We start from the raw sequence: 20,480 nt of genomic DNA, 5'->3' as shown, positions 1-20,480 counted from the left end.
GGCCATCACTGCACCAGGGGGCTATCAGCACCGATCAGGTCCACGCCCTCGATCTGCGCCTCCCCCACCAGCAGCTGCATGTACTGGCGCAGCGCCGTGGTGCGCGACTGCAGCAACAGGCGCGAGGCGATCTGCTGGCGCAGTTCCTCGAACTCGGGCAGGCGGCCTTTCTTGCGGCCCAGCACTTCGATGATGTGCAGGCCGAACCGGGTGTTCACCAGGCGCGGGTGCACGCCCATGCCCCAGCGCGAATCGCTCTGGAAAAACAGCTCGTTGGCCAGCTCGGGCGCGCAGTCGTCCGGCGTGAGCCAGCCCAGGTCGCCGCCCTGGGCGCTCGACGGGCAGTTGGAGAGTTCGCCGGCCAGTTGCTCGAAGCGCCCGGGCGAGACGTCCTTGCGGGTGAGTTCCAGCAACGCGGCCTCGGCGCGCAGCGTGAGCGCGTGCACGTTCACCCCCGGCGTGACGGCGAACAGGATGTGGCGCACGTGCAGCGCCTGGCCCACGATGAAGCGGCTCTTCTGGGCCGCGTAGTGGCGCCGGCATTCGTCTTCGGTGGGCTCGGGCACGCTCACCACCTGGTCGACCATGGCCTCGATGATCTGGCGCTGCGTCTCGTCGGGCGCGCGCGCGATCAGCCCACCGTAGCGCGGCAGCAGCCCGGCCCGCACGGCCTGCTGGCGCAGCAGCTCGGTGCAGGCGCGTTCGCGCAGGGTCTGGGTGTCCAGGGTCTCGCCCGGCTCGTGCAGGGCGATGCCGTTGACATGGGCAATCGCGGGCTGCGCCAGCTCGGAACAGGCGCAGGTGCTGCTGCCGCAGCCGGTGGTGGATGTTGCGTTCATGGAAAGTCTCCGGAAGCTTCAGGCGGCGCGGTCGCGCTGGCTCAGTGGCGCGCGCGGCGCCATGCCCAGTCGACGGCTGCGCACCAGTTGGTAAGGGCGCACCACGTAGGCCAGCGTGCCAAAGCCGCTCCACACGTGCACCAGGCGGGTGAAGGGGAAGATCAGGAAGATGCTCATGCCCAGGAACATGTGGCCCTTGAACACCCAGCCGGCCTCGGCCAGCAGCTCGGGCGCTCCGGCGCGGAAGGTCACGATGCGCTGCGCCCACTCGGCCAGCTTCATCATCATGCCGCCGTCCAGGTGCTGGGCCGACAGCGGAATGGTGGCCAGACCCAGCGCGAACTGCAGCCACAGCAGGACCAGCAACACGATGTCGCTGGTCTTGGAGTTGACGCGGATGCGCACGTCGGAAAGCCGGCGGTGCAGCAGGATGCTCACGCCGATGAAGCCCAGCAGGCCGAACAGGCCGCCCGAGATCATGGCCATGAGCTGCTTGGCGCCGGCCGCCATGAAGGGTTCGTACACGAAGTGCGGCGTGAGCATGCCCACGCTGTGGCCGAAGAACAGGAACAGGATGCCGACGTGGAACAGGTTGCTGCCCCAGCGCAGCTGCCCGGCGCGCAGCAGCTGCGAGGAGTCGCTTTTCCAGGTGTACTGGTCGCGGTCGAAACGGATCAGGCTGCCCAGCAGGAACACGGTGAGGGCGATGTAGGGGTAGTAGCCGAAAAGGAATTGGTCAAGGGGGGTCATGAGCGTCTCCAAGGGGTCTCAAGCGGCCGCGCGGGCCGCGGGCGACTGGCGCACGATGTGGATCGGCTGCGGTTCGCCGGGGCGCGACTGGCCGCGCGTGCTGCAGCCGTCGAAGGCCTGTGGCTCGGCCCAGGCCTCGTCCATGGCTTCGTCGGCCGCGAACGGCACGGCCTGCGCCTTCTGGCCGGCCAGCTCCAGCACGGCGGCCAGCACGGCGGCGTAGGGGCTCTCGCGCTTGAGCAGGGCGCTGAAGATGGCGTTGAGGATGTGGGCCATCTCGGCGAGGAAGGCGCGCGCCAGCTGCGACGGCTGCGTGGAGGCGAACTCCAGCACCACGCAGAGGTGGTCGGGCAGTTCCTCGGGACCGAGGAACAGGCCGGCCTTCTCGTAGGTCTGCACCAGATCGATCATGGCCGGGCCGCGGTCGCGCGAGTCGCCGTGCACATGCTCGAACAGGTGCAGCGAGGTGGCGCGGCCCCGGTCGAAGGTGTCCACGTAGCGCGCCTCCACCTCGAACGGATCGAGCCGCAGCAGTTCAGCGGCCAGGGCGCGCAGCTCGGCGCGGCGCGCGACCGGCACGGCCTGCTCCTCGTCGATCACGTCAAGCAAGGCCGGCAGTTCGGCGCGCCAGGCAGCGTCCGGGTAGGCCAGCAGGCGGGCCAGGGCGCGCAGGGAATAACGGGTGTTTTTCATGGTCTTGCGCTCTTTCATACAACCGACTGGATCGGGATCGTGCGGCGCTTGTCGCCGCCGAACAGGCTCGTTTCCGAAGCGCCGTCCGAGCAGCCATTGCCGAACGAGAAGCCGCAGCCACCGCGCAGGTCGAAGGCGTTTTCGGCGTACTCGCGGTGCGAGGTCGGGATCACGAAGCGGTCTTCGTAGTTGGCGATCGCCATCACGTGGTACATCTCCTCGACCTGCGCCACCGTGAGGCCGGTCTGCTCCAGCACCGCCAGGTTCTGCACGCCGTCGACGTGTTTGCCGCGCTGGTAGGAACGCATGGCCAGCATGCGTTCGAGCGCGCGCACCACCGGGCCGGTGTCGCCGGCCGTCAGCAGGTTGGCCAGGTACTGCACGGGGATGCGCATCTGCGTGAAATCGGGCAGCTCGCCGTTGACGCCGATCTGGCCGGCGTTGACCGCCGAGGAGATGGGCGAGAGCGGTGGCACGTACCAGACCATGGGCAGGGTGCGGTACTCGGGGTGCAGCGGCAGCGCGACCTTCCAGTCGATCGCCATCTTGTAGACCGGGCTGTTCTGCGCGCCGGTGATCCAGTTCTCGGGGATGCCGTCAAGCCGGGCCTGCTCGATCACCTTGGGGTCGTTCGGGTTGAGGAAGATGTCGAGTTGGGCCTGGTACAGGTCTTTCTCGTCTTCCACGCTGGCGGCTTCCTGGATGCGGTCGGCGTCGTACAGCACCACGCCCAGGTAGCGGATGCGGCCCACGCAGGTTTCGCTGCACACGGTGGGCTGGCCGGCCTCGATGCGCGGGTAGCAGAAGATGCATTTCTCGGCCTTGCCGGTCTGCCAGTTGTAATAGATCTTCTTATAGGGGCAGCCGCTCACGCACATGCGCCAGCCACGGCACTTGTCCTGGTCGATCAGCACGATGCCGTCGTCCTCGCGCTTGTAGATCGAACCCGAGGGGCACGAGGCCACGCAGGCCGGGTTCAGGCAGTGCTCGCACAGGCGCGGCAGGTACATCATGAAGGTGTTCTCGAACTGGCCCACCATGTCTTTCTGGACCTGCTCGAAGTTCGCCAGGTTGGCGTCCTTGCTGCGCTTGCTGAACTCACCGCCCAGGATCTCTTCCCAGTTCGGACCCCACTCGATCTTCTCCATGCGCTGGCCGGTGATCAGGCTGCGCGGGCGCGCGGTCGGCGGCGCCTTGGTCTCGGCGGCCGACTGCAGGTGGTCGTAGTCGAAGGTGAAGGGCTCGTAGTAGTCGTCGATCTGTGGCAGGTTGGGGTTGGAGAAGATGCGCATGAGCAGCTTCCACTTGCCGCCCTGCTTGGGCTCGATGGAGCCGTCGGCCTTGCGCACCCAGCCTCCGTTCCACTTGTCCTGGTTCTCCCACTCCTTGGGGTAACCGATGCCGGGCTTGGTCTCGACGTTGTTGAACCAGGCGTATTCCACGCCGGGGCGGCTGGTCCAGACGTTCTTGCAGGTGACCGAACAGGTGTGGCAACCGATGCATTTGTCCAGGTTCAGCACCATGGCGATTTGGGCACGAACTTTCATGTTGTTTTCTCCTGTGCTGATCAAGCCTGAACGGTGTCGGTGCCCTGGCCGTCGAGCCAGTCGATCTTGCGCATCTTGCGCACGATGACGAACTCGTCGCGGTTGGTGCCGATGGTTCCGTAGTAGTTGAAGCCGTAGCTGAACTGCGCGTAGCCGCCGATCATGTGGGTGGGCTTGGTGACGATGCGGGTGACCGAGTTGTGGATGCCGCCGCGTGTGCCGGTGATCTCCGAGCCGGGGGTGTTGATGATCTTTTCCTGCGCGTGGTACATGAGCACCATGCCCGGGTTCACGCGCTGGCTCACCACCGCGCGCGCCGCGATGGCGCCGTTGGCGTTGAACAGTTCCACCCAGTCGTTGTCCTCGATGCCGGCGCCCTTGGCGTCGTCTTCGCTCAGCCAGATCACCGGGCCGCCGCGGTTGAGCGTGAGCATGTGCAGGTTGTCGCTGTACGTGCTGTGGATGCCCCACTTCTGGTGCGGCGTGATGAAGTTGAGCGAGATCTCCTTGTTGCCGTTGGGCTTGCGGTCGATCATGTCGCCCACCGTCTTCAGGTCCACCGGCGGGCGGTAGCTGGTGAGGCCTTCACCGAAGGCGATCATCCAGGGGTGGTCCAGGTAGAAGTGCTGGCGGCCGGTGAGGGTGCGCCATGGGATCAGCTCGTGCACGTTGGTGTAGCCGGCGTTGTACGAGACCTTTTCCGATTCGAGGCCCGACCAGGTGGGCGACGAAATGATCTTGCGCGGCTGGGCCTGGATGTCGCGGAAGCGGATCTTCTCGTCTTCGCGGTGCAGCGCCAGGTGGGCGTGCTCGCGGCCGGTGATCTTGCTGAGCGCTTCCCAGGCCTTCACCGCCACGTGGCCGTTGGTCTCGGGCGCGAGCTGCAACACCACCTCGCAGGCGTCGATGTCGCTCTCGATGCGGGCCATGCCCTGGGTCACACCCTCGGCCTTGACGGTGCCGTTGAGCTCCTTGAGCTGCGCCACCTCGGTGTCGGTGTTCCAGCCGATGCCCTTGCCGCCGTTGCCCGCTTTTTCCATCAGCGGGCCCAGGGCCGTGAAGCGCTTGTAGGTGTTGGGGTAGTCGCGCACCACCACCTGGATCTGCGGCGCGGTCTTGCCGGGGATCAGCTCGCACTCGCCCTTGCTCCACTCCTTCACGTCAAACGGCTGGGCCAGTTCGGCGGGGGTGTCGTGCATCAGCGGCGTGAGCACCACCTCGCGCTCCACGCCCAGGTGGCCGACGCAGACCTCGCTGTAGGCCTTGGCGAAACCCTTGTAGATCTCCCAGTCGCTCTTGCTCTGCCAGGCCGGGTCCACCGCGGTGGACAGCGGGTGGATGAAGGGGTGCATGTCGCTGGTGTTGAGGTCGTTCTTCTCGTACCAGGTGGCGGTGGGCAACACGATGTCGGAGTACAGACAGGTGGTGCTCATGCGGAAGTCCAGCGTGACCAGCAGGTCCAGCTTGCCCTCGGGCGCCTTGTCGTGCCACTTCACTTCCTTGGGCTTGGCCTCGTCGACCCCCAGGTCCTTGCCCTGCACGCCGTGGGTGGTGCCCAGCAGGTGCTTGAGGAAGTATTCGTGGCCCTTGCCGCTGGAGCCCAGCAGGTTGGAGCGCCAGACGAACAGGTTGCGCGGCCAGTTCAACGGGTTATCCGGGTCTTCGCAGCTCATCTTGAGCGTGCCGTCCTTGAGGCCCTGGACGGCGTAGTCCTTGGGGTCCATGCCGGCGGCGGTGGCGTCTTTCACCACCTGCATCGGGTTGGTCTGCAGCTGCGGCGCGCTGGGCAGCCAGCCCATGCGTTCGGCGCGCACGTTGTAGTCGATCAGGCTGCCGCCGAACTTGGTCTTGTCGGCCAGCGGCGAGAGGATTTCTTCCACGCCCAGCTTTTCGTAGCGCCACTGGTCGGTGTGGGCGTAGAAGAAACTGGTGCTGTTCATCTGGCGCGGCGGGCGCACCCAGTCCAGCGCGAAGGCCAGCGCGGTCCAGCCGGTCTGCGGGCGCAGTTTTTCCTGGCCCACGTAGTGCGACCAGCCGCCACCGCTCTGGCCGATACAGCCGCACATCATCAGCATGTTGATGATGCCGCGGTAGTTCATGTCGCAGTGGTACCAGTGGTTCATGGCCGCACCGATGATGACCATGGACTTGCCGCGGGTCTTGTCGGCGTTGTCGGCGAACTGGCGCGCCACGGCGATCACCTGGTCGCGCTTGACGCCGGTGATCTTCTCTTGCCAGGCGGGGGTGTAGGGGGTGTCGTCGTCGTAGCTGGCGGCACCCGTGTCGCCGGGCAGGCCGCGGTTGACGCCGTAGTTGGCGACCGTCAGGTCGAACACCGTGGCGACCAGCGCGTAGCGCTCTTCACCGGCCTTGCCCAGCTTGACGCGGCGCACCGGCACCTGGCGCACCAGCACGTCGGCCACCGCGCCGGCCTGCTTGTTGGCGCTGAAGTTGGGGGTGTCGATGCCACCGAAATACGGGAACCCGACCTCGCCCACCTGGTAGTCGGGCTGCACGCCCTCCATCAGGCTGAGCTTGAGCTGCACGGTCTCGCCGTTGCGCGCTTCGCGGTTCTCCAGGTTCCACTGGCCGGCGTCTTCCGTGCCCTCGGCGCCCCAGCGGAAACCGATGGAACCGTTGGGCAGCACGATCTTGTCGTGCTCGTCGATGGCGACCGTCTTCCACTCGGGGTTGTGCTCCTGCCCGAGCTTGCCGTTGAAGTCGCTGGCGCGCAGGTAGCGCCCCGGCACCAGCACCGTGCGGCCGTCGGGCAGGGTGCGCTCTTCGAGCTGCACCAGGTTGGGCATGTCGGTGTAGCGGCGCACGTAGTCGTCGAAGTACGCCGAGCGCTTGTCGAAATAGAACTCCTTCAGGATCACGTGGCCCATGGCCATGGCCACGGCCGCGTCGGTGCCCTGCTTGGGGTGCATCCAGAGGTCGCAGAGCTTGCTGATCTCGGCGTAGTCGGGCGTGATCGCCACCGTCTTGGCGCCCTTGTAGCGCACCTCGGTGAAGAAGTGGGCGTCGGGCGTTCGGGTCTGGGGCACGTTGGAGCCCCAGGCGATGATGAAAGTCGAGTTGTACCAGTCGGCCGACTCGGGCACGTCGGTCTGCTCGCCCCACACCTGCGGGCTGGACGGGGGCAAGTCGCAGTACCAGTCGTAGAAGCTCATGCACACGCCGCCGATCAGCGACAGGTAGCGCGAGCCCGCGGCATAGCTCACCATGGACATGGCGGGGATGGGCGAGAAGCCGAGCACGCGGTCGGGGCCGTACTTCTTGGCGGTGTAGACGTTGGCGCTCGCGATGAGCTGGTTCACCTCGTCCCAGGTGCTGCGCACGAAGCCGCCCAGGCCGCGCTGCTGCTGCCATTCGCGCCGGGCTTCGTCGTTCTGCACGATGGCGGCCCAGGCGTCGACCGGGCTCTTGGCCACGGCCAGCGCGGCGCGCCAGTGCTTGAGCAGGCGCGCGCGGACCATGGGGTACTTCACGCGGTTGGCGCTGTACAGGTACCAGGAGTACGAAGCGCCGCGGGCGCAGCCGCGCGGCTCGTGGTTGGGCAGGTCGGCGCGGGTGCGCGGGTAGTCGGTCTGCTGGGTTTCCCAGGTGACGATGCCGCCCTTGACGTAGATCTTCCACGAGCAGGAGCCCGTGCAGTTCACGCCGTGGGTGGAGCGCACGATCTTGTCGTGGGCCCAGCGGTCCCGGTAGGCGTCTTCCCACGTGCGGTCTTCGCCGGTGGTGACGCCGTGGTCACCCGAGAAGGCTTCCTTCGGGGCGGAAAAATGGTTCAGACGGTCGAGAAAGTGACTCATCGTTGGTCTCCGGAAAAAAGTGGGGCCGTTGCAACCCGTGCAACCGCAATGCGTGAAGGGGTCGAAGCCAAGGACACCGCCGGGCTGGCTTTGCCAGACGGCTGGTGTCGCCCCCCTCCCAGGGGGGTGGCGCCGAAGGCGACGCGGGGGGTGTTCATGGATTTTTGATCTCTGCACCAGCGCGCAGATAGAACCACCAGTTCAGCACCAGGCAGACGGCGTAGAAGATGGCGAAGCCGTACATCGCGAGCTGCGGCGTGCCGGCCTTGATCTGGGCACCGATCACCACCGGGGCGATGAAGGCACCGTAGGCGGCGACGGCCGAGGTCCACCCCAACACGGGGCCGGCCTGCTGGCGGTCGAAGATGACGCCGATGGTGCGGAAGGTGGAGCCGTTGCCGATGCCGCTGGCCACGAACAGCGCGATGAACAGGCCAAGGAAGGCCGGGAAGTACTGCTCGGGCGTGGCCGAGCCGTAGGCCTGCATCATCACGTAGCCCACCGCACCCGAGGCGAACACCATCACGGCGGAGATGATCTGCGTGACGATGGAACCGCCCACCTTGTCGGAGATCCAGCCGCCCACCGGGCGCACGGCGGCGCCGACGAAGGGGCCGATCCAGGCGTAGGTCAGGGCCGAGGGAGCGTTGGGGTTTTTCAGCGTGTGCGTCATCGCGCCGGCCGCGTCGGCCACGTGCTGGAAGCCGAAGATCACGGTGATGGCCAGGGGCAGCACCATTGAGAAGCCGATGAAGGAACCGAAGGTAACGATGTAGAGCGCCGTGAGCGACCAGGTGTGCTTGTTGCGGAAGATGGCGAACTGCTTGCTCACGTTCTCTTTCATCGAACCGAACGCGGCCAGCTTCATCATCAGCAGCGCCAGGATGATGTCCAGCGGAATGGCCACCCACATGTTGAGCAGGCCCAAGCCGGTGGGCGCCGGCAGGTAGAGCCAGAGGATGAAGATGGCCGGCACGAAGGCCAGGGTGTAGAGGTAGGTGACCTTGGCGAAGGCGCCCACCGGGTGGCCGGCCTCGGGCGACACCGTCTTCAGGTTGTTCATGCCGAACCAAGCCAGGATCGACAGCGGTACCAGCGAGAGCACCCAGGCAAAGCCGGCGTTCTGGATCCAGGTGGGGGTGCCGGCGGCGATCTTTCCGAAGATCCAGCCGCTGTCTTTCACCAGCGTCATGGACTCACCGCCGAAGGCGCCCAGCAGCGGCAGCGTCATCACCAGCGGGATGACGATCTGCATGGTGGTGACGCCGAAGTTGCCCAGGCCCGCGTTCAGGCCCAGCGCCGTGCCCTGCAGCCGCTTCGGAAAGAAGGTGCTGATGTTGGACATGGAGCTGGCGAAGTTGCCGCCGCCCACGCCCGACCACAGCGCCAGCAGCTGGAACACCCACAGCGGCCACTCGGGATGCTGCAGCGCCACACCGGTGCCGATGGCCGGGGCCAGCAGCATGGCGGTGGTGAGGAAGATGGTGTTGCGACCACCGGCCAGGCGCACCAGGAAGGACGCCGGGATGCGCATGGTGGCGCCGGAGATGCCGGAGATGGCGGTCAGCGTGAACAGCTCGGCCTGGGTGAAGGGGAAGCCCAGGTTGAGCATCTGCACGGTGATGATGCCCCACATGCCCCAGACGGCGAAGCCGCACAGCAGCGCGGGCACCGAGATCCAGAGGTTGCGGTAGGCGATCTTCTTGCCGGTGCTTTCCCAGAAGCGCTCGTCTTCGGGCCGCCAGTCAGAGATGTCCGCGCCCTGGCCGCTGGCAACAGCAACCGAGGCAGGCAGGGGGTTTGCTTTGGTGTTCATGGTGGGGTTCCTGACGGTGGAGTCAGTTCTGGAAAGAAAAGGATTTGGCTTCGGTGCCCATGACCTGGGCCTTGCGCACCTCGGTCCAGTACATCCAGATCAGCGAGACCCAGACCACGCCGTACATCAGCATGAAGGCGCTGGAGCGGATGCCGGTGAGGTCCATCAGGGCGCCGAACATGATGGGCAGCACGAAGCCCCCCAGGCCGCCGGCCAGGCCGACGATGCCGCTGATGGCGCCGATGTTCTTGGGGTAGTCGTCGCTGATGTACTTGAAGACACTGGCCTTGCCGAAGGCCCAGGAGATGCCCAGGATGAACATCAGGCCGGTGAAGAGATAGACGTTCAGGCCAATGTGGAAGGTCCTGGGGCCGTTCACGGTGAGCACGGTGAAGTCGGTCTGCGGGTAGGACAGCAGGAACAGGCAGATCCAGCTCACCCACATCACCCACCAGGTGACCTTGTGCGCGCCGAACTTGTCCGACATCACGCCGCCGATGGCGCGCAGCACGCCGCCGGGCAGCGAGAAGCAGGCGGCCAGCAGGGCGGCCACGCGGATGTCCAGCCCGAACTCGCCCACGTAGTACTGCACCATCCACAGCGAGAGCGCCACGTAGCCGCCGAACACGATGCTGTAGTACTGGCAGTACTTGAGCACCTTGGGGTCTTTCAGCGCCTTGAGCTGGTCGGTGAACTTCACGTTGCTCGGCACCAGGTGCGAGGAGTCGCTGTGGCTGAAGAGCCAGAAAAGGATCACCGTGCCCAGCATGATGGCCGCGTAGACCTGCGGCACCATGGTCCAGCCAAAGGCCACCAGCAACACCGGCGCCACGAACTTGTTGACCGCCGCGCCCGAGTTGCCCGCGCCGTACACGCCCATGGCCATGCCCTGGCGGTTTTTCGGGAACCAGCGCGCCACGTAGGGCGTGCCGACCGAGAAGGAGCCGCCGGCCAGGCCGACGAAGAGGCCGATGGTGAGGAAATGCCAGTAGGCGGTGGCGTAGCTCATGAGCCAGATCGCGGGCACGGTGAGCGCCATCAGGAGCGCCATCACGATGCGGCCGCCGTAGCGGTCGGTCCAGATGCCCAGGGGCACGCGCACCAGCGAACCGGTGAGCACCGGCGTGGCCATGAGCAGGCCGAACTGGGTGGAGTTGAGGTCGAGCGCCTTCTTGATCGGAATGCCGATGACGCCGAACATCATCCAGACCATGAAGCACACGGTGAAGGCCAGCGTGCTGACGATCAGCACCGACCAGGCTTTTCTTTCGTTTCGAAGTTCAGAGGCCATGTTCTTTCTCCAGAGACATGGCATGACTGTCGGCGCTGTAGGGTTTTTCCGGTATCCACCGGTGGGACACCCGGCCCTCGCCAGACGGACGATGGGGGCACCGGTCCCCATCGTCCTGAAGAACTACCTCGGCGCCTGATTCACCGGGTCTTGACCCAGATCAACCCAGGCCGCGACCGGCCGCGTATACCGCCGCCTGCACGCGGGAGGTCAGATTGAGCTTGCGCAGGATGTGCTGCACGTGGATCTTGACCGTGGTCTCGGCGATGTCGAGGTCGCGCGCGATCTGCTTGTTGCTGCCACCGCGCGCGATCAGCGCCAGGATCTCGCGCTCGCGCGCCGAGAGCTTGTCGATGCCCGGGTCGGGTTTGGCCTCGGTCGCCGGGACCAGGGTCGACAAGGCCGCCGGGCCCGTGTCCGCCGCCGCCGGCTGGCCGCGGAACATGCTGAAGAGCTTGCCCATCATCGCCGGGCTGACCACCGATTCGCCGTCAAGCACCTTGACGATGGCGTCGCACAGCTGGTCGGACTCCACCGTCTTGAGCAGGTAACCGTCGGCCCCGGCCTGCAGCGCGGCGGCCAGGTCGGCCTCGTTCTCGCTCACGGTGAGCATCAGGATGCGGGTGCCCGGCGCCGCGTCTTTCAGGGCCGCCACGCCGTCCACCCCGCGCACCCCGGGCAGGTGGTTGTCGAGCAGGATCAGGTCGGGCCGCTGCTGCGCCACGCCGCGCAGCGCCTCGCCCACGTCGGCGGCCTCGCAGACCACGTCGAAACGCTCGTCCTGTTGCAGCAGCGCTTTCAGGCCACGGCGGAACAGGGAGTGGTCGTCCACCAGCATCAGCTGGATACGGGGCGGGGGCGTCTGGATCATGGGGTGGTGGCAATGCCGTTGAGGTTGAGGCCGAGCGTGGCCACCGGGCTGGCGGTCACCGGGTAGGGCGGCAGGGTCAGGGTGACCGCTGTGCCCTGGCCGGCGCTGGACACCACGTCCACCTCGGCGCCGATGCGCTGGGCCCGCTCACGCATGATCTTCAGACCCACGTGCGAAGCGCCGCGGGTGTGCTGGGGGTCGAAACCGCTGCCGTTGTCGCGCACCGTGAAGCGCCACTGCGAGCCCTTGGCCACGTCCAGGCTGACGTGGCTGGCGCCCGCGTGCTTGCGCACGTTGGACAGCGCCTCCTGCAGCACGTGCAGCACCTGCACCTGCACGTCGGCCGGCAGCGGCAGGCCGTCGCCTTCGACCTGCAGGCGGGTCGGCAGGCCGGTCTGGTGCTGGAACTTCTGCAGCGTCTCCTGCAGCGCGGCCTCGATGTCGTCGGTGTTGGTGCGGGTGCGGAAATGCACCAGCAACTCGCGCACGTCGTTGATGCTCTCGCGCAGGCCCACGTCGAGCTCGTCGAGCGTGGCGTCCACCTGCTGCGGCTGCTGTTTCTGCACCGCCGTGCGCAGCAGCTGCACCTGGATCTTCAGGAACGCCAGCGACTGCGCAATGGAGTCGTGCAGTTCGCGCGCGATCAGCGCGCGCTCCTCGCCCACCGCGGCCTCGCGCTCCAGCGCGGCCGCGCGCAGGCCTTCGAGCGAACTCGCCAGGTGGCTGGCCAGCGCGTCGAGCAGGCCGATTTCGTCCACGTTGAGGCTGACCTCGCTGCGAAAGAACAGATCGATCTCGCCGATCAGGCGGTGCTGCAGCCGCACCGGCACGCTGACCAGGCTCTGGTAGCCCGCACGCGCGCAGTGGCGCATGGGCGCCTCGTCGTGGCTGTGGATGGGGATGACCCGGGTGCGCGCGTCGGACTTGAGCGCGCCGCAGGCGCAGGCCCCGGCCAGCAGGCTGCGCTCTTCGTCCACCATGTCCTGCGGAAAGCAGTCGGACGCCAGCATCAGGTAGCGCTGGTTGGCCTCGTCGGACCAGCGCACCGCCACCGCGTCGGCCTTCACCACCTGGCGCACCCGCTGCGAGAAACCGCGCGAAAGCTCTTCGATGGTGTTGGCACCGGCCAGGAAGGCGCTCACCTCGTACAGCGCCTCCAGCCGCGCGCGCTGCGCTTCGATGCGCTGCGTCTTGGCCTGCACCTTGCTCTCCAGCCCCTCGTAGAGCGACTGCAGCGTGGCGGCCATGCGGTTGAAGCCGGCGGCCACCTGGCCGAATTCGTCGTGCGTGTCCACGTTGACCCGCACCGCGAAGTCGCCCGTCTCCAGCTGGCGCAGCCCCCCGCGCAAATGCCCCAGCGGGTTGATCACGTACAGGTAGCCGGTGTAGAGCATCACCACGGCGGCGGCAATGGCCAGTGCCATCATGAGGAACTGGAACAGGTTGAGGATGGCCGTGAAGCCCGAGAGGTGGTTTTCGATCGACTGCACGAAGCGGTCGATGCCGGTGACGAAGGCCTCGGCCGCGTGCATGGACTGCTGGGCGTCCAGCGGGCCGTCCCGCAGCCACAGCCCGCGCTGCACCTGCCAGAGCGATTCCACGTTGGCGAACTCGCGCTCGACCTCGTCGTCCCAGGGCACGAACAACGGGCGGCTCGGATCGCCGGCGCGCAGCAGGCCCAGGCTCTGGTCGAACTGCGCCACCAGCGCCGCCACCTCGGGCGCCGGCAGCCCGGCCTGCACCGCGCTGGTCAGGCGCCAGGTCTGCATGCGCATGCGCCCGGCCTCGTTGACCGCCGCGGCACCGCCTTCGAGCTGCCAGGTCACCCACAGGGTCAACCCGATCGAGGCCAGCGCCACGATCAGCAGGCCCGCGCCGATGCGCACCAGCTTGGTCGACAGGGAGGCGGTGGATTTCATGCGCATAGGTTAGCGGCTTTCGGCGCGGCTGCGCGGCTTTGTGCCCGGGCCGAGGGTGGGCTTGCGCCCCGCCCGGGGGCCGGATACCCGGTCGCCAGCCTGGGGTATTTTAGATTCATTTAAAATGCATATTAAATCCAGGCCACCGCCCAGGCCGGCCCCACTGAAACACCCGCCATGCCACCCGCCAACCCGATCGCCGCCAAGCCGGTGCTGTTCTCCATGGTGGAGGACACCCGCAAGATCTACCCGCGCTCGGTCACGGGCCGCTTCGCGCGCTGGCGCTGGGTGATGGTGTGGCTCACGCAGCTGGTGTTCTACGGCATACCCTGGCTGACCTGGAACGGGCGCCAGGCCGTGCTGTTCGACCTGGAGCAGCGCCATTTCTACATCTTTGGCCTGGTCCTGCAGCCCCAGGACTTCATCTACCTGGCCGCGCTGCTGGTGCTCTCGGCGCTGGCGCTGTTCTTCTTCACCGCCCTGGCCGGCCGGCTCTGGTGCGGCTACGCCTGCCCGCAGACCGTCTACACCGAGATCTTTCTCTGGGTCGAGCGCCACCTGGAGGGCGACCGCAGCGCACGCATGCGCCTGGACGCCCAATCCTGGGGCGCCACCAAGCTGCTGCGCAAAGGCGGCAAACAACTGGCCTGGCTCGCCATCGCACTGTTCACCGGCTTCACCTTCGTGGGCTACTTCATGCCCATCCACGGCCTCACCGCGCAGACACTGGCGCTTCAGCTCTCGCCCTGGGCCACCTTCTGGGTGTTCTTCTACGGTTTCGCCACCTACGGCAACGCCGGCTTCCTGCGCGAGCAGGTGTGCAAACAGATGTGCCCCTACGCGCGTTTCCAGAGCGCGCTGATCGACATGGATTCCATGGTGATCGCCTACGACGCCGGCCGCGGCGAAAACCGCGGCGCCCGCCCGCGCAAGGCCGACCCGAAAGCGCTGGGCCTGGGCGACTGCGTGGACTGCACCCTGTGCGTGCAGGTCTGCCCCACGGGCATCGACATCCGCAACGGCCTGCAGAACGAGTGCATCGCCTGCGCCGCCTGCATCGACGTCTGCGACGACGTCATGGGCAAGATGGGCTACGCCCCCGGGCTGATCCGCTATTCCTCGGGCAACGGCATCGAAAAGGGCTGGAGCCGCGCCCGCATGCTGCGCCGCGTCTGGCGCCCGCGCGTGCTCATCTATGGCGCCCTGCTGCTGGTGCTGGGCACGGCCTTCGTGTGGAGCCTGTCAAACCGCAACGACTTCGTGGTGGCCGTCAGCCGCGACCGCGGCGCGCTCGCGCGCATGGTGGGCAACGGCAACATCGAAAACACCTACCGCCTGCAGATCACCAACAGCACCGAACAGCCCCAGCGCTACACCGCCAGCGTCTCGGGCGTGGAAGGCCTGCGGCTGGACACCGACGCCAGCCTGACCGTGGCCGCCACCAGCACCGGCGACCAGGCCCTGCGTCTGGTGCTGCCCGCCACCACGGCGCAGGCCCACAGCGGCCAGACGCTGGCGGTGGTGTTCCAGATCGGGCCCGACACGGGCGGCGCGCGCGAGCCGGTTCAGGTGAAGAGCACGTTCATCGTGCCGCAGTATTGATGCTATCCGTTTGATGCGCTGCGGGTGACCGGTAGGTCTCGTTTTCTGAAGCGAGGTCAAGGGCGTCTTCAGCGCACGCGCCATCATCTCGTTGAGGTGGGCGGGGTCATTGCGCGTGACCTCGCCCAGGCTCGTAGACCCTCCATTCGCGTGAATGTGGGTCGTACTGTAAGTAGGGGATGTCTTCTGCGTTCTCCGCCGTGACCGTGACAGTCTTGGACGTTCGTTCGGACAAGCGCTCCAGGAAGAGGAGAACTTCGGTGTGATCTTGTGCATCGTTGATTTCACGAGGATCCAGATCAAGCTCGATTTCGGTGGGCACAAAGAAGTGGCAGTTGGCGAACACTCGGCCCACAGTTATCTGGAGTAGATGTGACCCGTTGCGGTTCTCGAAGATGCCATGGACTTCCGGTAGTGGCTTCTCCGATCCGTCATATGTGTATCGATGGCCGTACTCTCTCGCCAGGTCGCACAGGACGTTCCAGTCGTTCGCAGAGGCATCAAAAATGCAGACGTCCCGGAACGAGCCATCTCGTTCCCAGAGATCGCGCGGTTCACCGTAGTTTGGTCTGTTCATGACACCGAATGTTTGAGATGAGAAGTGGCGCCCGTTACCGGGGGTGTCCTCTCGATTGATGGATCAGCGCCTTGCAAGGCACGACAAAGTTCACGTGGTAGTGCTCGTCGTGACGCACCCAAGGCTTCCCCTTCATGAATGGCAGGTTCGCTTTCAAGTAAGCGCCTCGGCTGGTGGCGAACAGACGGGGTAGGTATTGGCGGTCGAAGATGACCAACGCCAAACCGGAGCCTGCCCCTTTGGCGGCCACGCTGAGCTGATAGAGGTGTTCAGCCAGTGCTTCAAAGTCGATCGAGTACTCGCCGTATAGGGCCTCCTGGTTGAACTCCACGTCGTAGCCCAACCTGTCCGAGAGGTTTGTGGGCAGAGGCACGGACCGGCCCTTGCCGTCCCTCACCGGGACAAAGAAGTCGACGGACAGCCCGTTCTGGTGGGTGCGGTGCGGCCGCAGCCTTCCCCCCGCGGGCCAACCGGTTTCACCGTAAACGTAGTGCACATCGGGGTTCGCTGCGGCCAGAGCCTTGTAGCTGGTTGAGAGAATTGCTGCGACTGTGGAGTGAACGTGCGTCCGGCCAGCGGTGGCGGCAAGCGTGCTGTACGCGGAGAAGTTGGCCCCGCTGAGGGGGAGCTTGACGCTTCTTTCGATTCGCCCGTTGCTCACGGAGCCGTAGCACTGACTCTCAGCACCGCAGGCAAGGATCGGGGCCAGCAGTGCTGCGGCGGCAAGGTTGGAGAGATTCAAATGGGCCTCACGTTTGAGCTGAGGGGAACGCGCGCGAAGGGGCGTGCGTCATGCGGCATCCCGAAGCCGGGCCACCAGCTTCTCGCAGGCCTGACGCAAGAGGGCCTCCATCTCGCTTCGTCGAGCTGGCCGCTCCAGACCCACCAGAACGCGCCAAGACAGCGCTCTGTTCAGATACACGGGCCAAGGCATTTTCTGAGTGACATGGAAGGTCGTCTTCGTCTTGTTCGATTGAAGATCGAAGAGCCTTGCCGCGAGGCGAATTTTGGGCCTCCCATACATGGGAAGGCCGACCGCATCCAGCGACAGGTCTGTTGCGCTCCCAAACCGATAGCCTTGCAAAACGACATCGAAGGCCATGTCTGTTGACCGTGGCGCCTCGACCGTGGCAGCCATTGGGAAAGAAAGCAACTCGGTGAGCTCGACGAGAAGTGCTCGATCGAGCGCGGGAGGTGCACCACCGGGCAGACTCTCCAGATGGCGGATCAAGTTGCGGCCCGTGGTGATACTCAGCGCACCGAGAAACAGTCGCGCTGGCTCACGCTTCAACAACTTGCTGAACACTCAACAGTCCCCAGATGCCCGACGTTTGCGTGAGAGGTGCGCTCCGTTCAGAGGCTGTTGCTGGGCGATGGACGCTGTGACAGCCGGTTGGTTCTCATGAGACATCAATCTTCACCTCGTCCGAAGGCACTGCCACGGCCCGAGGCCCGAAGCTGGTGATGTTGGCCAGCGTTTCGTTGTGGTGGGCCGTGATCTGTGCGGCCGACAAGACGGCGTTGTCCACAGTGGAGTGGGCATCCGACACGAGCGTGACCGGATAACCCAGGGCGAGCGCCCTGCGGGTCGTGGTGTCCACACAGAATTCGCTCTGAAAACCGCAGATCACCAGCTTCGTCACCCCGTGTGCCTGCAGGAGGGCCTGCAGATCTGTGTTGTGAAACGAGTCCGTTGCCCGCTTGCGGAGGCGGATGTCGGTGGATTGGACATCCAGCCCGGCGGCAAGGCCCCAGCCCTCCGTTCCGTACTCCAGCGGGCTGCCCGGCGCTTCGTGCTGGATCACAACGACCGGTGCGCCAGCTTCGCGCGTCTTTCTGGCGACAACGTTGATGCGATCAATGACGCGTCTGGACTCAAAGGCCGCGTGCTCGCCGGAACACAGGGCGTGCTGAACATCGATGATGAGAAGAGCGGTGGTCATGGTATGTCTTGATGCCTGATTGGCTGTTTTCCGGCCGCGGGCTGAACCCCGTGCACGAAGGCAGCCGCGAATCGCACTATAAGCCGGCGGGCGGCGCAGGCCTGCACCTATTGGGCGCGCTTCTTGTTGTGAACCAGCTTCCCGCTGCCCCATTGAAGAGACCGCTGAACCGCCCCTACAAATCAGGCATCCCCGGAATATGCTTCAGCTGCACAACCTTGCGCACGCCGGCGCCCGGGGGCATGGGTTCGAGCAGATCGGCCAGCGTCACGCCGTCGAGTTCCGCGAGGTAGCGGTCCATCGCCTTTTGCAGCGTGCCCTTGAGTCGGCAATAGCCTTCGAGCCGGCAGGTGTTGTGCTCGGCGCTGAAGCATTCGACCAGGGTGAAGTCGGTCTCGGTCTGGCGGACCACGTCGCCCAGCACGATCAGGTGCGCCGGCTTGAGCAGGCGCAGGCCGCCGCCCCGCCCGCGCGTGGTCTCCAGCAGGCCCAGGCCGGAGAGCGTCATCACGATCTTGGTGAGGTGGCTGCGCGAAATGCCGTGCGCCCCGGCGATCTCGCTGATGGTGGCGGGCTTCTCGCGCTGCGTGCAGGCCGCGCAATACATCAGCACGCGCAGGCTGTAGTCGGTCCAGTGGGTCAGTCGCATGCGGTGATCTCCCGGGGCCGGTGGGTCATCGTTCTTTCGGATACCCCGTGTTGTTCTATGGAAATATTCACTTCATATGAATTTTATCTTCTAATACATGCAGTCACAATGCATATTTCAGGAAACCCCATGAACCACACCACCACCGAAGCCCGCCCCACCCAAGCCGCCGCTGCCGACCGCGCGCAGCAGGCCATCGGCCAGATCGCCGTTGACCTGCCGGGCTCCACCGCGGTCTTTCGCCGCCTCAAGCTCGACTTCTGCTGCGGCGGCCAGATTCCGCTGCAACAGGCCTGCGCCAGCAAGGGCCTGCCGCTGGACGCGGTGCTCGACGAGCTCTCGCAGCTGGAGCGCCCGAACACCCTGCCCGTCACCGAATCGCCCGAGGCGATGGTCGACCACCTCCTGCTGCGCTACCACGCGGTGCACCGCGAGCAGCTGCCCGAGCTGATCCGCATGGCGCGCCGCGTGGAAGCGGTGCACTGCAACAACCCCGACGTGCCCGCCGGCCTGGCCGAGCACCTGGAGATCATGGAGGCCGAGTTGCTGGACCACATGGAGAAGGAAGAACAGATCCTGTTCCCTCTGCTCAAAAGCGGTGGCCGCTCGCTGGCGGCCGGGCCGATCAACGTGATGCGCGGCGAGCACACCAGCCACGGCGTGCAACTGGACCGGCTGATGGCGCTGACGAACGACGCCACGCCGCCGATGGGCGCCTGCAACACCTGGCGCGCCCTGTACACGGGCATCGCGCAGTTCTCCGACGACCTGATCAACCACATCCACACGGAAAACAACCTGCTGTTCCCGCAATTCGAAGAAGCGGAACAGCAACAACCCGCCACCGGCTGCGGCTCGGCCTGCGGCTGCGCTTGAGGCCAGACCCACTTGCGCCAAATCAAGCCATGAGCCCATTGACCCAGGTCAACGCCCGCACAGCGGGCGGTTGCTAAGGTCGCGCCCGCTTGGCACCGGCCTGTCCGCGCTGCCCTTTTCACGACGCAACTCCCCCATGGCCATCGACCGCACGCACGAAAATTCCAACACCCTGGACCTGGTCTGCCCGGCCGGCAGCCTGCCCGCGCTCAAGGCCGCGGTGGACCATGGGGCGAACTGCGTCTACCTGGGCCTGCGCGACGCCACCAACGCGCGCAACTTCGCCGGCCTGAACTTCGACGACGCGGCCATCGCCAGCGGCGTGGCCTACGCGCATGCGCGTGGCTGCCAGGTGTTCATGGCGCTCAACACCTACCCGCAGGCCGCGCAGCCGGAGCGCTGGCGCGAGGCGATGGACAAGGCTGTGAACCTGGGCGTGGACGCGGTGATCCTGGCCGACCCGGGCCTGATGCGCTACGCCACGCAGCGCCACCCGACGTTGCGGCTGCACCTCTCGGTGCAGGGCTCGGCCACCAACCACGAGGCGATCAACCTCTACCACCGCGAGTTCGGCATTTCGCGCGCCGTGTTGCCGCGCGTGCTCTCGCTCGACCAGGTGCGCCAGGTGGTGCAGAAGACCCCGGTGGAGATCGAGGTGTTCGGCTTCGGCAGCCTGTGCGTGATGGTCGAAGGGCGCTGCGCGCTCTCGTCCTACGTAACTGGAGAGTCGCCCAACACGCACGGCGTGTGTTCGCCGGCCAAGGCGGTGCGCTGGCAGGAAACGCCAAAGGGGCTGGAGTCGCGGCTCAACGGTGTGCTGATCGACCGCTACGCCAGCGGTGAAAGCGCGGGCTACCCCACGCTGTGCAAGGGCCGCTTCGACGTGGAAGACGACACGAGCTACTACGCGATCGAAGAGCCGACCAGCCTCAACACGCTCTCGCTGTTGCCGCAGCTGGCGCAGATGGGCGTGCGCGCGATCAAGATCGAAGGCCGCCAGCGCAGCCCGTCCTACGTGGCCCAGGTCACGAAGGTCTGGCGCGAGGCCATCGACAGCTGCCAGGCCCAGCCCCAGCACTACACGCCCAAAAGCGCCTGGATGGCCTCGCTCGACCAAGTCGCGGAAGGTCAGCAGCACACCTTGGGTGCCTACCACCGGCCGTGGAAATGATGGCTCCCCCCTGCGCCGCTTCGCGGCTTCCCCCCAGGGGGACCACGCCCTTGGACCGGCGGAGCCGGATCTTCGGCGTGTGCTTGGCAAGGCACGCGCCCCGGAGGCTTGGCATTCACTC

The 20,480-nt window shown here is 66.1% G+C and carries 17 protein-coding genes; 3 read left to right on the top strand and 14 right to left on the bottom strand.

Translation table 11 applies throughout. From position 1 onward, the window contains the following. Positions 1–5 precede the first annotated feature (5 nt). From AC07YZ_RS24975 to AC07YZ_RS24935, 9 genes are all read right to left on the bottom strand, one after another. Positions 6–839 carry a peptidylprolyl isomerase gene (locus tag AC07YZ_RS24975; protein ID WP_494796737.1) on the bottom strand — a complete coding sequence of 278 codons (834 nt, stop codon included), beginning with the start codon at positions 837–839 and terminating at the stop codon, positions 6–8. 18 nt (positions 840–857) lie between these two features. Continuing rightward, positions 858–1,589, bottom strand: a complete 732-nt coding sequence (narI, locus tag AC07YZ_RS24970) for a respiratory nitrate reductase subunit gamma (protein WP_226490335.1) — start codon at positions 1,587–1,589, stop codon at positions 858–860. Positions 1,590–1,607: 18 nt separating this feature from the next. Further along, positions 1,608–2,300 carry a nitrate reductase molybdenum cofactor assembly chaperone gene (narJ, locus tag AC07YZ_RS24965; protein ID WP_413465688.1) on the bottom strand — a complete coding sequence of 231 codons (693 nt, stop codon included), beginning with the start codon at positions 2,298–2,300 and terminating at the stop codon, positions 1,608–1,610. After that, complete coding sequence (gene narH / locus AC07YZ_RS24960; RefSeq protein ID WP_226490337.1) at positions 2,297–3,829, bottom strand: nitrate reductase subunit beta; 1,533 nt, start codon at positions 3,827–3,829, stop codon at positions 2,297–2,299. The genes narJ and narH overlap by 4 nt, the downstream gene beginning before the upstream one ends. Positions 3,830–3,849: 20 nt before the next feature. Beyond that, on the bottom strand, positions 3,850–7,644 hold the full coding sequence (locus tag AC07YZ_RS24955) for a nitrate reductase subunit alpha (RefSeq protein WP_494796736.1): 3,795 nt from the start codon (positions 7,642–7,644) through the stop codon (positions 3,850–3,852). Positions 7,645–7,798: 154 nt separating this feature from the next. Continuing rightward, positions 7,799–9,460: an MFS transporter gene (locus AC07YZ_RS24950; RefSeq protein ID WP_494796735.1), complete on the bottom strand. Its 1,662-nt coding sequence runs from the start codon at positions 9,458–9,460 to the stop codon at positions 7,799–7,801. Between the two features lie 22 nt (positions 9,461–9,482). After that, positions 9,483–10,751: an MFS transporter gene (locus AC07YZ_RS24945; RefSeq protein ID WP_226490340.1), complete on the bottom strand. Its 1,269-nt coding sequence runs from the start codon at positions 10,749–10,751 to the stop codon at positions 9,483–9,485. 160 nt (positions 10,752–10,911) lie between these two features. Next, complete coding sequence (locus AC07YZ_RS24940; protein WP_494796734.1) at positions 10,912–11,622, bottom strand: response regulator; 711 nt, start codon at positions 11,620–11,622, stop codon at positions 10,912–10,914. Continuing rightward, positions 11,619–13,541, bottom strand: a complete 1,923-nt coding sequence (locus tag AC07YZ_RS24935) for a type IV pili methyl-accepting chemotaxis transducer N-terminal domain-containing protein (protein WP_494796733.1) — start codon at positions 13,539–13,541, stop codon at positions 11,619–11,621. Before AC07YZ_RS24935 ends, AC07YZ_RS24940 begins: the two co-directional genes overlap by 4 nt. A gap of 177 nt (positions 13,542–13,718) precedes the next feature. Between AC07YZ_RS24935 and ccoG the strand changes: the two genes are divergently transcribed. Beyond that, positions 13,719–15,143: a cytochrome c oxidase accessory protein CcoG gene (gene ccoG, locus AC07YZ_RS24930; RefSeq protein ID WP_494796732.1), complete on the top strand. Its 1,425-nt coding sequence runs from the start codon at positions 13,719–13,721 to the stop codon at positions 15,141–15,143. A 106-nt stretch (positions 15,144–15,249) separates the two neighbouring features. Here the strand turns inward: ccoG and AC07YZ_RS24925 are convergent, their stop codons facing one another. The 5 genes from AC07YZ_RS24925 to AC07YZ_RS24905 form a co-directional block, all read right to left on the bottom strand. After that, positions 15,250–15,720, bottom strand: a complete 471-nt coding sequence (locus AC07YZ_RS24925; RefSeq protein ID WP_494796731.1) for a hypothetical protein — start codon at positions 15,718–15,720, stop codon at positions 15,250–15,252. A gap of 34 nt (positions 15,721–15,754) precedes the next feature. After that, positions 15,755–16,462, bottom strand: a complete 708-nt coding sequence (locus AC07YZ_RS24920) for a penicillin-insensitive murein endopeptidase (protein WP_494796730.1) — start codon at positions 16,460–16,462, stop codon at positions 15,755–15,757. Between the two features lie 48 nt (positions 16,463–16,510). Further along, complete coding sequence (locus tag AC07YZ_RS24915) at positions 16,511–17,026, bottom strand: hypothetical protein (RefSeq protein ID WP_494796729.1); 516 nt, start codon at positions 17,024–17,026, stop codon at positions 16,511–16,513. A 94-nt stretch (positions 17,027–17,120) separates the two neighbouring features. After that, positions 17,121–17,663: a cysteine hydrolase family protein gene (locus tag AC07YZ_RS24910; RefSeq protein ID WP_494796728.1), complete on the bottom strand. Its 543-nt coding sequence runs from the start codon at positions 17,661–17,663 to the stop codon at positions 17,121–17,123. A 175-nt stretch (positions 17,664–17,838) separates the two neighbouring features. Then, positions 17,839–18,312 carry an Rrf2 family transcriptional regulator gene (locus AC07YZ_RS24905; protein WP_226490348.1) on the bottom strand — a complete coding sequence of 158 codons (474 nt, stop codon included), beginning with the start codon at positions 18,310–18,312 and terminating at the stop codon, positions 17,839–17,841. Positions 18,313–18,441: 129 nt separating this feature from the next. Between AC07YZ_RS24905 and ytfE the strand changes: the two genes are divergently transcribed. Both ytfE and ubiU read left to right on the top strand, forming a co-directional pair. Then, complete coding sequence (gene ytfE / locus AC07YZ_RS24900; protein WP_494796727.1) at positions 18,442–19,188, top strand: iron-sulfur cluster repair protein YtfE; 747 nt, start codon at positions 18,442–18,444, stop codon at positions 19,186–19,188. A 136-nt stretch (positions 19,189–19,324) separates the two neighbouring features. After that, on the top strand, positions 19,325–20,359 hold the full coding sequence (ubiU, locus tag AC07YZ_RS24895; protein WP_226490350.1) for a ubiquinone anaerobic biosynthesis protein UbiU: 1,035 nt from the start codon (positions 19,325–19,327) through the stop codon (positions 20,357–20,359). Positions 20,360–20,480: the final 121 nt, after the last annotated feature.

This window comes from Hydrogenophaga sp. GW101-3F08, from assembly GCF_059424585.1.
This window is presented reverse-complemented; position numbering and strand designations above follow the sequence as displayed.